General features: G+C 47.4%; 19 protein-coding genes and 1 tRNA gene. 6 read left to right on the plus strand and 14 right to left on the minus strand.

Annotation, left to right across the window (positions count from 1 at the left end):
• The 4 genes from ACESZP_RS01880 to ACESZP_RS01895 form a co-directional block, all read right to left on the minus strand.
• Nucleotides 1-231: a hypothetical protein gene (locus ACESZP_RS01880; RefSeq protein WP_118510285.1), complete on the minus strand. Its 231-nt coding sequence runs from the start codon at nt 229-231 to the stop codon at nt 1-3.
• Nucleotides 232-457: 226 nt separating this feature from the next.
• Nucleotides 458-619 (minus strand): hypothetical protein, encoded by a 162-nt coding sequence (locus ACESZP_RS01885; protein WP_181974192.1) that lies wholly within the window; start codon nt 617-619, stop codon nt 458-460.
• A 48-nt stretch (nt 620-667) separates the two neighbouring features.
• Nucleotides 668-889 carry a MerR family transcriptional regulator gene (locus tag ACESZP_RS01890; protein WP_118510283.1) on the minus strand — a complete coding sequence of 74 codons (222 nt, stop codon included), beginning with the start codon at nt 887-889 and terminating at the stop codon, nt 668-670.
• A gap of 1 nt (nt 890) precedes the next feature.
• Complete coding sequence (locus ACESZP_RS01895; protein WP_154314711.1) at nt 891-1,337, minus strand: XF1762 family protein; 447 nt, start codon at nt 1,335-1,337, stop codon at nt 891-893.
• Between the two features lie 130 nt (nt 1,338-1,467).
• Between ACESZP_RS01895 and ACESZP_RS01900 the strand changes: the two genes are divergently transcribed.
• Nucleotides 1,468-1,794: a hypothetical protein gene (locus ACESZP_RS01900; protein WP_118702545.1), complete on the plus strand. Its 327-nt coding sequence runs from the start codon at nt 1,468-1,470 to the stop codon at nt 1,792-1,794.
• 272 nt (nt 1,795-2,066) lie between these two features.
• Here ACESZP_RS01900 and ACESZP_RS01905 read toward each other — a convergent pair.
• Together ACESZP_RS01905 and ACESZP_RS01910 are read right to left on the minus strand one after the other, a co-directional pair.
• Nucleotides 2,067-2,139 (minus strand) — tRNA-Ile (locus tag ACESZP_RS01905).
• Nucleotides 2,140-2,172: 33 nt separating this feature from the next.
• Nucleotides 2,173-2,598 (minus strand): hypothetical protein, encoded by a 426-nt coding sequence (locus tag ACESZP_RS01910; RefSeq protein ID WP_499707861.1) that lies wholly within the window; start codon nt 2,596-2,598, stop codon nt 2,173-2,175.
• Nucleotides 2,599-2,877: 279 nt separating this feature from the next.
• On the opposite strand from ACESZP_RS01910, the gene ACESZP_RS01915 reads away from it, so the two are divergent.
• Nucleotides 2,878-3,237: a helix-turn-helix domain-containing protein gene (locus ACESZP_RS01915; protein ID WP_118510273.1), complete on the plus strand. Its 360-nt coding sequence runs from the start codon at nt 2,878-2,880 to the stop codon at nt 3,235-3,237.
• 239 nt (nt 3,238-3,476) lie between these two features.
• Here the strand turns inward: ACESZP_RS01915 and ACESZP_RS01920 are convergent, their stop codons facing one another.
• Nucleotides 3,477-3,677: a helix-turn-helix domain-containing protein gene (locus ACESZP_RS01920; RefSeq protein ID WP_118510271.1), complete on the minus strand. Its 201-nt coding sequence runs from the start codon at nt 3,675-3,677 to the stop codon at nt 3,477-3,479.
• A 59-nt stretch (nt 3,678-3,736) separates the two neighbouring features.
• On the opposite strand from ACESZP_RS01920, the gene ACESZP_RS01925 reads away from it, so the two are divergent.
• Both ACESZP_RS01925 and ACESZP_RS01930 read left to right on the plus strand, forming a co-directional pair.
• A complete protein-coding gene (locus tag ACESZP_RS01925; protein WP_118702548.1) occupies nt 3,737-4,180 on the plus strand; it encodes a hypothetical protein in 444 nt (147 codons plus the stop codon).
• Between the two features lie 158 nt (nt 4,181-4,338).
• Nucleotides 4,339-5,529: a site-specific integrase gene (locus tag ACESZP_RS01930; protein WP_195389184.1), complete on the plus strand. Its 1,191-nt coding sequence runs from the start codon at nt 4,339-4,341 to the stop codon at nt 5,527-5,529.
• Between the two features lie 150 nt (nt 5,530-5,679).
• Here ACESZP_RS01930 and ACESZP_RS01935 read toward each other — a convergent pair whose 3' ends face one another.
• Both ACESZP_RS01935 and ACESZP_RS01940 read right to left on the minus strand, forming a co-directional pair.
• Nucleotides 5,680-6,690, minus strand: a complete 1,011-nt coding sequence (locus tag ACESZP_RS01935; protein WP_499707863.1) for a GGGtGRT protein — start codon at nt 6,688-6,690, stop codon at nt 5,680-5,682.
• Between the two features lie 19 nt (nt 6,691-6,709).
• The gene (locus ACESZP_RS01940; RefSeq protein ID WP_158364323.1) at nt 6,710-7,402 is read right to left on the minus strand and encodes an iron-sulfur cluster assembly scaffold protein; all 693 of its coding nucleotides are present in this window, start codon (nt 7,400-7,402) and stop codon (nt 6,710-6,712) included.
• A 221-nt stretch (nt 7,403-7,623) separates the two neighbouring features.
• Here ACESZP_RS01940 and ACESZP_RS01945 point away from each other — a divergent pair, with 221 nt between their 5' ends.
• Entirely contained in the window at nt 7,624-7,860 is a 237-nt protein-coding gene (locus ACESZP_RS01945; protein ID WP_178039657.1) for a hypothetical protein, read from the plus strand.
• A gap of 72 nt (nt 7,861-7,932) precedes the next feature.
• Here the strand turns inward: ACESZP_RS01945 and ACESZP_RS01950 are convergent, their stop codons facing one another.
• Both ACESZP_RS01950 and ACESZP_RS01955 read right to left on the minus strand, forming a co-directional pair.
• Complete coding sequence (locus tag ACESZP_RS01950) at nt 7,933-8,589, minus strand: hypothetical protein (protein WP_499707865.1); 657 nt, start codon at nt 8,587-8,589, stop codon at nt 7,933-7,935.
• 122 nt (nt 8,590-8,711) lie between these two features.
• Nucleotides 8,712-8,942 (minus strand): hypothetical protein, encoded by a 231-nt coding sequence (locus tag ACESZP_RS01955; protein WP_499707926.1) that lies wholly within the window; start codon nt 8,940-8,942, stop codon nt 8,712-8,714.
• Between ACESZP_RS01955 and ACESZP_RS01960 the strand changes: the two genes are divergently transcribed.
• Nucleotides 8,896-9,387, plus strand: coding sequence for a PfkB family carbohydrate kinase (locus ACESZP_RS01960; RefSeq protein WP_499707866.1), 492 nt, complete (start codon nt 8,896-8,898; stop codon nt 9,385-9,387). The two genes, ACESZP_RS01955 and ACESZP_RS01960, sit on opposite strands and share 47 nt — an antisense overlap.
• Nucleotides 9,388-9,452: 65 nt before the next feature.
• Here the strand turns inward: ACESZP_RS01960 and ACESZP_RS01965 are convergent, their stop codons facing one another.
• The 3 genes from ACESZP_RS01965 to ACESZP_RS01975 are packed head-to-tail and all read right to left on the minus strand — an operon-like array spanning nt 9,453 to nt 13,789.
• Nucleotides 9,453-11,357, minus strand: a complete 1,905-nt coding sequence (locus ACESZP_RS01965; protein WP_499707867.1) for a PTS sucrose transporter subunit IIABC — start codon at nt 11,355-11,357, stop codon at nt 9,453-9,455.
• An 18-nt stretch (nt 11,358-11,375) separates the two neighbouring features.
• Entirely contained in the window at nt 11,376-12,791 is a 1,416-nt protein-coding gene (locus ACESZP_RS01970) for a glycoside hydrolase family 32 protein (RefSeq protein ID WP_499707869.1), read from the minus strand.
• Nucleotides 12,788-13,789, minus strand: coding sequence for a LacI family DNA-binding transcriptional regulator (locus ACESZP_RS01975; protein WP_499707870.1), 1,002 nt, complete (start codon nt 13,787-13,789; stop codon nt 12,788-12,790). Before ACESZP_RS01975 ends, ACESZP_RS01970 begins: the two co-directional genes overlap by 4 nt.
• Nucleotides 13,790-14,005: the final 216 nt, after the last annotated feature.

Consider the following 14,005-nt stretch of genomic DNA (forward strand, 5'->3'; position numbering starts at 1 on the left):
TTAACAGCCCCCTTTCTTCCTTCTGTTCGCTGCCAGGCAGCCCCGGAATAATCGTTCTATCGTTTCTTCCTGGCTGCTTAAGCCTACCTTCTGCCCGGTATACGGTACACATGAAATAACCTTAGATTCTGCCGTAGTGCAGTTCCTACGGGCTTCGTTCTCATTTCGCGCCGGAACTAACCGGGTCTGCCTTCTGCCTAATGTTTCTACTTCTACTACAAATTTCTTCACTGTTTTTCACTCCTACTTTTTATGTAATTTTCTACCGCTTCCGTCGCCCGCTTATAACATTCCGTTTCGCTTTCCTCTTTGATTTTGCAAATACTACGGGTTTTCTGTTCTCCCCGGTATTCCCATATTTCTATTAAGCCGTCGTCGTATAAGCTAAAGCGGCTGTGCATACGCAAGTTACTAACCCTCTGCGCTTGCCTGTACACTCTATAGAATTTGCTAATAGCTATTCTACGGTCTGCTTCTTTGTTATCCGTCTTATGCGCTCCCTTCCTTTCTTCACGCCCTTTAATACCAGGCTTAAAACCTTACAGGCTATTACTGTTGCCGCCAGTAAAATAGCGCCCGCTGCCACTGTTACCAGAATAATAAAAACTTTCACGCTCAAACTTTGATACCTCTAAACAAGGACTTTTACGACTGCTGCCACAGCCTTTTATCTTTTGCTTCTCAATGCCGCTATTTCTGCCTTAATGTCTTTTCCGGTGTAATCAGCTAAAAGCTTTTCGCTTATCTGATACGCCCAGGAAGAAGAACCCGGAAGCTGTATAGCTATTCCTATGTTTAGCTTCCCTTGCTGCATAGCCACCCGGACAAACTGCGGCGATACTCCTAAAATGTCCGCTGCTTCCGCTGGCTTTATGTTGTTATCCCTCAAATTATCCCCCGCTTTCTACTTCAAATCTTAATTTAAACTGTGCCGGGTAAAGGTCTACTTCTGGTCTTCTTTTTCCCGTCCAGCGTTCCCCACCCGCTTTTCCTACACACTTCCAGCCAGCAGCCTTTAGGCTTGTACCACTTTCGGATTCTAAAATATATGTAATCAGTTTCTTATATCCTAAGTTTCTTGCCGCCCGCCATGCTGCCGAATAAAGAAAACTGCAAGCGTTTCTATATCCGTTTGTGCAAAGTCTATTTACCTCCAGCGTCCAGCCGTCGTCTAAGTATCTCGAAACGGGTCTACCTACAATCGCTACCCCGACTATTTCCCCGTCAACTGCTGCCGCTATACTAAACTTATGCCCTACTACTGGCTTATGGTGTCTGTGATACCGTTCTACATAAGCGTTAGCTTCTTTTAGTGATATTGGTACAAGTTCTAACATCTTCTGCCTTCCTTTCTGTCCCTTCTGCATTTACCCAGGCTTAGGACTGGCTACCGTTGGTAGGCTGCATTACGCTTTTTCTTTGTTCTTTTTCGTGGTATAATTATCAAAAAACTTAAGGGGGTTTACCATGAAACACATTTCATATTCTTTTAGCAATTCTGATATAGAAGCTATCACTTTTGCCCTTACTATCCTTCCGTCCCTGGGTATCGAAGAAACAGAAGCCCAGGCAGCTATTAACTATCAGTGCTGTTGTTCTGCTGGCGAAAAGCTTCTTAAGCACGATACCAACATAGCGCCTAATGAGTTTCGCGTTATCCTGGCTTCCCTTCAAGCCGTCCAGCTTATCAACCAGGGCGAACTTGAAGTAGACCAGGAAACAAAGCAGAAATGCAGCAGCTACTTATTTACTGTCAATAAGCTTGTGTCTGTCTTTGATAAGCAAATGTCATAGTTTACGCTTACTGCAATTTCATTTTCAAAATTACTATTTGCAAGCTGCCGAAGTCTTTCGGCGGCTTCTTTTCTGTCTGGCGGCATTTTCCCACGCTCCTTCCCGGCTTGTTTTACCGTGTAGGCGCTTTTTCTCATTAAAAAAGCTGCTTAAAAACCTGTTAGCCTTCCATACGCTCTATAGCTGGCGTAACCGCTGCTATTTTTTCACAGTATGCAGTATCAGCTATTAGCTTGCTTCCTCTGCTGCAAGGTAGCCACCCTTGCCACTAATGCGCCGTGTGGGATTTGAACCCACGACTTACCGCTTATGAGGCGGTCGCTCTAACCACTGAACTAACGGCACTTGCCGGGCGGCTGCTGCCGCCCTGGTACTTTATTACTTCATCCCCATAGCTTCCATCATTATTCCGACTGTGCTTTCCTTTTCGTCCCACTGTAAAAGCAGCCCCTTAATTGCATACGGAAGGTCGAAAGGTATAGTTACATGTCCTTCTTCCATAGTGTTACAGGTTTCATACATTGCATTGATTGCCGCTAACTGCCATTCCTCTACTTCGTTTTCTTTGTCGCTAAGGAATTTCACTACTTCGCTTGCCGCCTTCATGCAGTTGTGCATACATCTAATATTATTTTCCGCACAGCTTACCATAATTACCGGTTTGCCCTCTGCTTTTGCTTTCTCAAACTCTGCGCGCTGTTTCGCTCCCTTTTCTTCTTCCTCTAACATAAATTCTGCAAAATAGCATACAAGCTGTCTGGTTCTTTTAATTGCCTTTTCTCTGGTTTCTGTAAAATTTCTCATCTTCTGCACTCTCCTTTACTTTCCCTGTTTCAGTCCTAAAATGTAAAAATATACTTTTCTCTGTAATTGATAGTCCATTTTATCAATGAAGCTATGTAATGCTCGTTTAATAGTGTCCGGCTGCATTGTCCTTTACCTTCCTTTCGTTTACCTCTGTGTTGATTACATTTACAGTATAGTAAATTACATATACCTTGTCAACACCTTTTTAATATTTTTGTTGATTAAGTTTACTTTTTGTGCTATCTTATAATTACTATTAAGAAAGGGGGCTTTTCAATGAACGAACGATTAAGACAATTACGAAACTATTTAGGCTTAAGCCAGGAAGCTTTTGGCGAAACTGTCGGCGTTACAAAGGCTGCTATTAGCCGTATTGAAAGCGGCGTTAACTCTCTGTCAGACAGGATGATACTTTCTATTGTTACCCGACACAATGTTAATGAAAATTGGCTTAGGACTGGAAGCGGCGATATGTTTAACCCTATGTCCGAAGACGAAGAATTAGATATGTACATAGGTCGCATATCCGGCAGCGAAGATAAGTTTAAAAAGAATCTGCTTAAGGCTCTTTGTAAGCTTACGGATGAAGAATGGAACGTGCTTAAGAAAATCATTGCAGAAATGAAAGAAGGGTAGACGCTATTTACGTCCACCCTTCAACCCCAGGATATAAAAGTATATCTTCCTTAACAATCTTTCTTCCTGGATAGTATCTATAAGGTTGTGTAGCTTCTCACGCATTATAGTTAAGCCCCCTTCCTTAGTGCTACCCATTATAAAAGATTTTTCCCGGCTTGTCTTATATTTTAAAAACATTTCCAGAATCTTGGAAATATTTTTACTGCCAGGGCTTCAAAGGTTTTACTATGGTATACTTACTTATATTCTGATTCGTACAAGTCGCTAATGCGGCAGCCTAACCCCTTGGCTATCTTTTCCAGGTTAGCCAGTGTAGGTGAAGTCTTCCCGTTTTCAATATTGTTAAGCGTGGATTTACTTACACCTGTTACGGCTGCTACAGCTTCCAGCTTTAAGCCTTTAGCTGTACGGATTTCCCATAACTTAATAATTACCATAATCTACCAGCCTTTCCGCGTGATAGATTCATGGTACTAAATGAGTAGGACGGTTCATTATGAATACAAAAGATGAATATTTTAACCAGACTTTCCGCCTTGTTGGGGTCACTTTTGATAACGAAGACGGAACAAACAGACAGAAATTATTAGAAGATATAAAGCTTTTTCGTGGTTCTAATGGATATGATTATAAAAGGGGGAATTTAACTGTAAACCTTGTCAAATATAAATTTGAGAACGAAGACGCTATACGGGTTGACGTTGGAATATCGCAAGATACATTAGGGCATATTTCCAGACAAGATTTACCTTTTCTATTAGAAAATTATGATTATATACACGAAGTACCTTACTTAGATATATACTACGGTACTCCCTACGGCTGTTCGGTTACGGTTACTTTCAAAAATCCCGATTACATACCAGAACCCGAAGCAAACCCTATTGATAATAAACCAGTAAAGAAAGCCGGCTTTTTATCAAAGCTTTTCAAAAAATAATTAAAAAGCCGTCCCAGGCTGCCACCCGGAACGGCTCACGCGATACCTATAAACAAGGGCTTATAGATAATCTCAACGCACATACGATTATACCATAAGCCTAACGATTTAGAAAGGGGCTTATTTTTTATACCCTTTTTTAGAAAGGCTGTGATTATATGCTTATTAAATGCCCGGAATGTAACAGGGAAATTAGCAGCGCTGCCGCCTGCTGCCCTGGCTGTGGCTATCCCATTAACACCCCGCCGAAGCCTAAGAAGCAATCGAAGAAGAAAGGCGGCGGCTCTAAGCTGCCGAACGGCTACGGCTCTGTATATAAGCTATCCGGCAACCGCCGTAACCCCTGGGTAGCTGCTAAAACTTTCGGCTGGATTCTGGACGAAGAAAAAGGAACGGCAAAACAGGTACAGCGCCCTATAGGTTACTTCCCTACAAAGTCGGAAGCCCTGGACGCGCTGGCGAACTATAACGAAAATCCTTACGATATTGACGTACACAATATCACTTTTGAAGAAGTTTATAATAAATGGTCTGCCGAATACTTCCCCACCCTTAAGAGTAAGTCCAGCGCCCGCACCGTGATAGCTGCTTACAAATACTGCAAGCCTATCTATTCTATGCGTATGCGTGATATAAGGGTAAACCACTTAGAACAGACCATAAAGGACGCTACCGTAGGCGATAGCACTAAGGCGCGCATGAAAAGCCTTTTTAACCTTATGTACCGCTATGCTATGAAGCATGAAATAGTAGACAAAGACTACGCCGCCCTGTGTGACGGCGTGAAGAAGCCTAAGCCGACTATAGAACGTATACCATTTTCCCAGGAAGAAATAAAAAACCTGTGGGATAATATAGACTTCCCTTTTACGGATATGGTCTTAATCGGTATTTACTCCGGCTGGCGACCGCAAGAACTGGCGATATTGAAACTTGCAAACGTTGACTTAGAAGCCCGTACCTTTACAGGCGGTCTTAAGACAGAAGCCGGGATAGACAGGGTAGTACCGATACACCCGCTTATTTTCTCCCTGGTGGAAGCAAATTATAAAAAAGCCCTGGCTATGGGTAGTGAATACCTGTTTAATGATGAAAACGGGCAGCAAGGCACTTACTTAACCTACGATAAGTACCGGGGCAGATTCAAGAAAGTTATGAAGCGGGTAAACCAGAACCATAAGCCGCATGATACCCGCCACACCTTCATAACGAAGGGTAAGTATTATCAAATGGACGACTATATATTAAAAATGATTGTGGGACATGCCATTAACGACGTAACAGAAAAGACATATACGCACCGGGTAATTGAAGAACTGCGCCGGGAAATAGAGAAAATCATAGAATAGAAAAACAGGGGGCGCACCGTCTAAAGTGTGTCCCCTGTTTGTTAGTTACGCGTGTTAGTTACCTGTTAGTTTCGTGTTAGTTACCTACTCTATTTTCGGCTTTTTCACACTTTCCTACAATTCCTGTAACCCGCATAAATACTATATTCCTTAGAACTTGCCAGCGTCTGCTGCTTCCTCAATCGCTACTGCAACTGCAACAGTCATACCAACCATCGGATTGTTACCGGCACCGATGAGACCCATCATCTCTACGTGAGCCGGTACAGAAGAGGAACCTGCAAACTGAGCGTCAGAGTGCATACGTCCAAGTGTATCGGTCATACCGTAGGAAGCAGGTCCTGCTGCCATGTTGTCCGGGTGAAGGGTACGTCCTGTACCGCCGCCGGATGCTACGGAGAAGTACTTCTTTCCTGCCTCCAGGCGCTCCTTCTTATAAGTACCTGCTACCGGATGCTGGAAACGGGTCGGGTTGGTAGAGTTACCTGTGATGGATACGTCTACGTTCTCCTTCCACATGATCGCTACGCCTTCCGGAACGCTGTTTGCGCCGTAGCAGTTAACCTTTGCGCGAAGTCCCTCGGAGTAAGCCTTGCGGAATACTTCCTTAACCTCGTTGGTGTACGGATCGTACTCCGTCTCAACGTATGTAAATCCGTTGATTCTTGCGATGATCTGAGCAGCGTCCTTTCCAAGGCCGTTCAGGATAACGCGCAGCGGCTTCTGACGAACCTTGTTTGCCTTCTCTGCGATACCGATAGCGCCCTCTGCTGCTGCGAAGGACTCATGGCCTGCCAGGAATGCGAAGCACTCGGTCTCCTCTTCCAGAAGCATCTTGCCCAGGTTACCATGTCCCAGACCTACCTTACGTGTATCAGCTACAGAACCCGGAATACAGAAAGCCTGAAGGCCCTCTCCGATAGCTGCTGCAGCGTCTGCTGCCTTGCGGCAGTCCTTCTTGATTGCGATAGCTGCGCCTACGATGTATGCCCAGCAAGCGTTCTCGAAACAGATCGGCTGAATGCCCTTGATCTGATTGTATACATCCAGACCAGCATCCTTTGTGATCTTCTCTGCTTCCTCGATGGAAGCGATGCCATAGCTGTTCAGAACAGCGTTAATCTTATCAATACGTCTTTCATATGATTCAAACAATGCCATTTTTCATCTACCTCCTCGATTACTCTTTACGCGGGTCAATGATCTTAACCGCATCTGCTACACGGCCATACTGACCCTTCGCCTTTTCCCATGCAGTGTTCGGGTCATCACCCTTCTTGATAAAGTCTGTCATCTTGCCAAGAGAAACGAACTGGTATCCGATAATCTGGTCTTCTGCATCCAGAGCGATGCCTGTTACATAGCCCTCTGCCATCTCCAGGTAACGCGGTCCCTTCTTCAGAGTGCCGTACATGGTACCAACCTGAGAACGAAGTCCCTTTCCAAGGTCCTCCAGGCCTGCGCCTACTGCAAGTCCATCCTCTGAGAATGCGGACTGAGAACGTCCGTATACGATCTGCAGGAACAGCTCACGCATAGCGGTATTGATAGCATCACATACAAGGTCTGTGTTCAGAGCCTCAAGTACAGTCAGGCCCGGCAGAATCTCGGACGCCATAGCTGCGGAATGAGTCATACCGGAACATCCGATGGTCTCCACCAGTGCCTCCTGGATAACGCCTTCCTTTACGTTCAGGGTCAGCTTACATGCTCCCTGCTGCGGTGCACACCAGCCAATGCCGTGTGTAAAGCCGGAAATATCTTTAACTTCCTTCGCCTGTACCCATTTTGCTTCTTCCGGAATCGGAGCGGCGCCATGGTGTACGCCCTGTGCTACCGGACACATCATCTCGACTTCATGTGAATAAATCATTTTAAAACTCCTTTCAGAATGGATTAATAGCGACCCGGGGTGGCTTAAGTCCCGCTTTGTCGCATTTGGTTATATTTTCGCACATAATGGTGAATTCGTCCAGTCTTTTTTTGTAAAAAGTCTGTGATCCGTGAAAAAAATAATGAACGCTGTTCAAGACTTGTTTCTTTTTCCTTTTTATACTACAATGAGATATCATACTTTTACAGGGAGAATTATCTATGAATCCAATGCAGCTTTTGAAAATGAAATCCGCCTGGGACCGTTTCCAGTCCGCGCACCCTAAGTTTCCGCTTTTTCTGAATTCTGTCATGCAAAACGGGATTCACGAAGGGACGATTCTGGAATTCAAGGTCACGGAGCCGGACGGCAGAACCTTCTGTTCCAATCTAAAAATCAGCAGAGAGGATCTGGAGCTCTTCCAGGAGCTGAAGGAGCTGGCCCAGCAGAACCGGTAACGTATGAACGCCGCAGGCAAAGCCTACGGCGTTTTTCTCTTTTGTGCAATCAGACATTGCACGATCCTGCATTCAGGCCAGTCTCAATAACATCTCGCTGTGCTCCTGAACTACTTTTTTTAAAACATTTACATCTTCCTGCATGGTGTCGATCTGTTCGGTCCGAAACTGATACCTCCGATATGTAGAGGTATAGCAGGCTTCGATATTCTGAAGTCTCGGCAGCATATCGTTCTCCAGCAGGAGTTCTACTTTCAGCATATGTCCCTCGTTGATAGTCATGCGGTCTTCTACAGCCGTCATGCGACCTTCCATTACTGTCATACGGCCTTCCATTGCTGTCATACGGCCTTCCATTGCTGTCATGCGCTCTTCCATTACCGTCATGCGCTCTTCCATTACCGTCATGCGCTCTTCCATTGCTGTCATACGTTCTTCCAGCTTCGTTACGCGTTCCTCCAGGGCTGTCATGCGTTCTTCCAGCTTCGTTACACGCTCCTCCAGGGCTGTCATACATTCTTCCAACTTCGTTACGCGTTCTTCCAACCTCGTTACGCGTTCCTCTAGCCTTGTTACGCACTCTTCCAGTCTGTCCAAACGCATATGAATACCCTGTAGCTGTTCATGGATAGGGGCCAAATGCTTTTCCAATTGCTTCTCCAACTGCTTTTCCAATTGCTCGCTGAACAGTTGGGATATCATAACTGCATCTTCTTTTGTCAACGCCATAAATTCTCCTTTTCCGAGACAGCGCCATTTCCAGAATATGCAATGTCATAAAGTCATAATACTATAATGCGACAGATTTGACAAGGAATTTCCAAATAAATCAAAATCTTTCTTTTTTATATTCAATCATGATTCAGATATGCCACCAGATCTCCGAAAATCAGATCTCTCTGACAGTAATTGGCCACACGGATCTCGTGACGGCTAGTCATCTCCCGATCCTTTACCCAACGGCAGTCATCACCAAGAATCGGCGACGGGACACGCGTAGACTGTACCCAGCCCGGATTTTTCAGAAACGCGATCGTGGAAATTAAAGCTGCTGAACTTGCAAAAAAGCATGGACTTACCACCGTCCTGAAACCTAGCGCCTGCACTTTTCTTCCAACCAAGCTTTTAAAACTTATTGATATACTGGTACCAAATCTAGATGAATTAAATGAAATCTGTCCTGGTTCAGACAGTATGGAAGAAAAAACCAGTTTTCTTTTATCTAAGGGCATCCAAACAGTTATCGTAACTCTTGGTTCCCAAGGCTGCTACATCCGTTCCCGGGAATTTTCTTGCTCACTCCCGGCTATTGATGTTATTTCCGTAGACAGTTCCGGTGCCGGAGATGCTTTTATTTCCACACTGGTATCCTACCTGCTTTATGATTACGATCTGATCTCTGCAGCCAAAATCGCCACTTACGCCGCAGGCTTAAGTACCACTCGACAGGGCACTACGACTGCTCTCGTAGATCGCTACACGCTGGAACCCTATATTCGGCGTATGGAAGCACATTTATTAAAATAAAATTCTACACAAAAATGCGGCTCCTTTTCCTGATTTCCGGTAAAAGAAGCCGCATTTAGCTCTATTTAGTTCCCGCAGGTCTCAAATATCTTCTCTCCGGCCTCCACGTGCCCGGTCTTTATGTCCTTCACATTTTCCGGGGCAGACGCCAGAACCGCTACAGTGGCGTCGTAGCCGGCTGTCCTGATGGCCTCTATATCGAATTCCAGAAGCTTATCGCCCTGTTTCACCTTTGCACCAGCTTCGCATAAGGAAGTAAAATATCTTCCCTTTAATTCTACCGTATTGATCCCCACATGAATCAGAAGCTCCGTGCCGTCCGCGCTTTCCAGTCCGATGGCATGCTTCGTATCAAAAACCATAGTAACGGTTCCGTCAAAGGGAGCCTGGATCTCGCCCTTCTCCGGACGGATACCTGCGCCCTTGCCCAGAACGCCGGATGCAAAGGTCGGATCCGCGATCTCCGTATAGGAAATAGCCTCGCCAGTGACCGGAGCGTATACCGCGCCGCCTCGGGAACCTTCCTTTTCCGTTGCCGGAGACTCACTTACCACAGGGACTTTCTCTGCCGGAGCAGCCTTTGTCTCCACCGGATCCTTGTACCCGAACACCCAGGTCAACGCAAAGGCTGAGCCTGCGGAAATAAGGAACATCACAATATAATTCAGCGGATCATTCAGGCAGAGCAGCAGGCCGAAGATACCGGTGACGCCGGTTCCGGTTGCGCCCAGACCCACGACGGAAGCATAGAGGGCTCCGCAGGCGCCACCTGCCGCTCCGCAGATAAAGGGCTTGAAGAACCGCAGGTTTACGCCAAAGATAGCCGGCTCGGTGATTCCCATGAAGCAGGACATGGCGGAGGGGACTGCCATGGATTTCGTCTTCTGATTTCTGGTTTTCAGCGCTACCGCCAGGGCTGCTGCGCCCTGGGCGATATTCGCTGCGGACGCCAGCGGAAGCCAGTAGGTTTTTCCATAAAGGCCAAGCTGACCCACATCAATCAGCGTATACATATGATGGACGCCCGCCACTACCGTAGTGGAATACAGACCGCCCATGATAAAGCTTCCGATACCGAAGGGCAGGGTCAGAAGCTGCTGTACCCCATTCAGGATACCGTTTTCCACAGTTACAAAGATAGGACCGATGATGGAAAAGGTCAGGTAACCTGTGACAAAGACGCTGACCAGCGGCGTCACAAACAGGTCAAACATGGCCGGAACAACCTTGTGCAAACGCTTTTCAATCTGGCACATGACAAATACCGCGATGATAACCGGAATGACATGTCCCTGATAGCCCACCAGGTCTACTCTGTAAAGGCCAAACCAGACCGGAAGAGTCTGTTTCACGCCCTCGGTCGCTACCGTCCAGGCGTTCTGCAGATTCGGATGAATCATCATCATACCGATGACTGCGCCCAGATAGGGATTTCCGCCGAATACCTTGGCCGCGCTGTACGCAATCAGAATGGGCAGGAAGGTATACGCCGTGTTGGCAAATAAATTCGCCAGCACAAACAGGGAGCCTGAGGTGTCCAGATTCAGGAACCCATTATTTACCATAAAATTCAATGCTTCCATGATTCCCATCAGAAAACCGCTGGCCACGATAGCCGGAATAATCGGAACAAAAATGTCGCCCAGAGTCTTGATGGCCTGCTTGTAGAAGGGCTGCTTCTGAGCCGCCGCTTCCTTGGCCTCCTCCTTGCTCACACCGGTCATGCCGGAAATGGCAAGAAACTCGTCGTAAACCTTATTGACAACGCCCGTTCCTAAGATGACCTGCAGCTGTCCGGACGCGCTGAATACGCCCTTGACGCCGTCAATGTCTTCCACTGCCTTTGCGTCGCATTTCTTATCATCCGCCAGTACCAGCCGGAGTCTCGTGGAGCAATGCGCCACTGACACCAGATTTTCTCTCTTTCCTACTTTCTCATAGATTGCTTCCGCTGTCTTTCTGTAATCCATGGTTACCTCCCTTATGATTTACATCCGCAGCCGGCCTTTTGCTCCCGGCGCGCTCACTGTGACTTCTATTTCTTCCCCGTCCGGATAGAACCGGGTGGAAAATACATCCTTGCCGCCGTTTAAGAACACTTCCACACAGGAGGCGTCCACAATCACTCTCATATCTGTCAGTCTCGTCATTTTACGTCCGCGCATTGTACGGCCTGATCCCAATAGCTTGTCTTTAAATTCCATGCGGAAAATCTGTTCTGTGCTGTTCCATGTCAGCCAAAGATACTCCGCCAGTGTAATTTTTACATTTTCTTCCAGTTCATTTTCATTCGAAAGCTCGATTTCAAATGCCTTTCCCATCATGCCTGCAAAATCATTTTCAAAGGACTGCTCCGCTGTCCAATAAGCATCCAGCTCCCGGATGGGACTCTGGCAGAGCACGCCGTCCTTCACAGACAGTTCTCTTGGCAGGGTCAGTACATGCTGCCAGCCATCCTCCACCGTGCGATTCGTGTAGAACGCATCCACATCCGCCATGCCCATCCAGCCGATTTCGATGCGCCGTCCGTCCTCAGTCTCGAAGGTCTGGGGCGCGTAGAAATCAAAGCCGCCGTCCAGCTCCCGGAATTCACCGCTCACCGAAGTGGTGCGGAAATCGCCATCCAGGAAGGTGGTGACACTCTGATAGACGTTGTTGTATTTCAAACCGTCCGCTTCTACGCCCTGGGGTGAGATACTTAAGACTGTGTGTCCGTCCACCTCGTACAAATCCGGGCATTCCCACATGAATCCGAAGGGCTTCGGAGACTTGAGGCGGTGGGTGCAGAACCATTTGACGCCGTCGCCGGACGTAAAGAGGAGTACCACGCCCTGATCCTCTTTGGTGCGTGCGCCCTGTACCATGTACCAGTGGCCATTTTTCTTCCAGACCTTGGGATCCCGTACATGGCAGGTCAGGTCCATGGGATAATCGGCGTTAGTCAAAAGCAGTTCTTTCCGGTCAAAATGGATCCCATCCAGACTCACGGCCCGGACTGTGTTAGCCTGGCGACCCTGGTTGATGTAGTCGTAATCGCCCAGTTCTTTCACATTTCCCGTGTAATAGAGGTACATGTGGTCATCCTCGATGACTGCAGATCCGGAGTATACGCCGTGGCAATCATAGGGCTGATCTGGGGAAAGGGGAATGTTCTCCAGCTTCCAGTGCAGCAGGTCCGTGCTGGTGCAGTGAGCCCAGAATTTCAGGCCGCCCTTTTCCTCAAATGGAGAATACTGGTAAAAGGCATGGTAGACGCCCTTGTACTGACAGAGTCCGTTCGGATCGTTGAGCCATCCCACCGGCGGGGCGATATGAAAGCCCGGGCGCCAGCGTTTCGGCATCTGTTCCGCTTCCGTGAGGGTCTGAGAAATCAGTTTTTCCCAAGTGCGATGCAGTGCGTTCATTTCGTTCTCTCCTTTTCTGAAATCTCTGAGCTTTCCCGGACGATGAGCCGTGCCCCCATGGGATGAGCGACGAGCTCCCTGCCTTCCGGCTGCCCGATATTCTTTATCAGGATGTTTACGGCCTCTTCCGCCATCTCCCGGTTTGGCTGGGAAACGCTGGACAGGGCCGGGTACAGGTACTCGCAGGTATAGGTGTTATCGAACCCCACTAGGGCTGCACGCTCCGGCATCGAGATACCAAGCTTCTGCAAAATGCCGTGAACCTGTACGGCACGGCGGTCATTATAAGCAAAGATACCGGTTTTTCCCGGATGTGTATCAAAATGAGCTTTCAAAATGCCTTGAATTTCCCGTGAATTTTTTGTCTCTATCAGGGTCAGCTTCTGCTCAAAATGCAGATCCGTTTCCTTCATCTTCTCTGCGAAGCCCAGATACTTTTTATCCTCAGTCGTTCCCACAAAGATATAGTGTTCACAGCCAACGCTTTTCAGATGCTCCGCCACCTGTGCGCCTGCCTCTGCATGCTCAATGTAGACACAGTCCATCTGGTCAGTCTCCCGGGTAATAGCCACAGCCGGGATATCCAGGGCTTTGATGTCTTCCCGGAACGCGGCGTCATGCTCTGCCACCGGCACGATAATCAGGCCGTCCACCCGGTAGCGCCGCATAACGTCCAGACAGTGTTTTTCCTTCTCCCGATCGTAATCCGAGTTAAACAGAATCAGACTGTAGCCCTTTTTTCTCGCCGCCTGCTCCATGTATTTCTCCAAATCCGCGAAAAAGGAGTTGGAGATATCGGTCAGCACCACGCCGATGAGCTTGGTTCCGCTGCCCACCAGCCCCCGGGCCATGGCATTGGGTTGAAAATTATGTTCTCTGGCGCAAGCCAGCACTTTTTCCCGCACCTCCGGTTTCACGGAAGTGTTGCCGTTCAGCACCCGGGATACGGTAGGCTGCGACACGCCGGTGAGGCGGGCGATTTCGGTCATTGTAATCATGGATTATCTCTCCTGTCGATATGGTTTTCTTCTATGTTGTAATACTTGTAAAAACCAGTGTTTATGTTTGTGAATACGTATTCACATGACGGCATTATAGTAGCATGGGGAGGAGTGAGTGTCAATTGGTGGATTGTACAAAATGAACCGAAAATTTTTGTGCATTGCACCGAAAAACAGGTTGAAAAAGGAGCTTTCCTAAGGAGGGCCTAATTG

Origin of the sequence: Candidatus Dorea massiliensis AP6 (assembly GCF_964245105.1) — a bacterium.
Classification (GTDB): domain Bacteria; phylum Bacillota; class Clostridia; order Lachnospirales; family Lachnospiraceae; genus Laedolimicola; species Laedolimicola intestinihominis.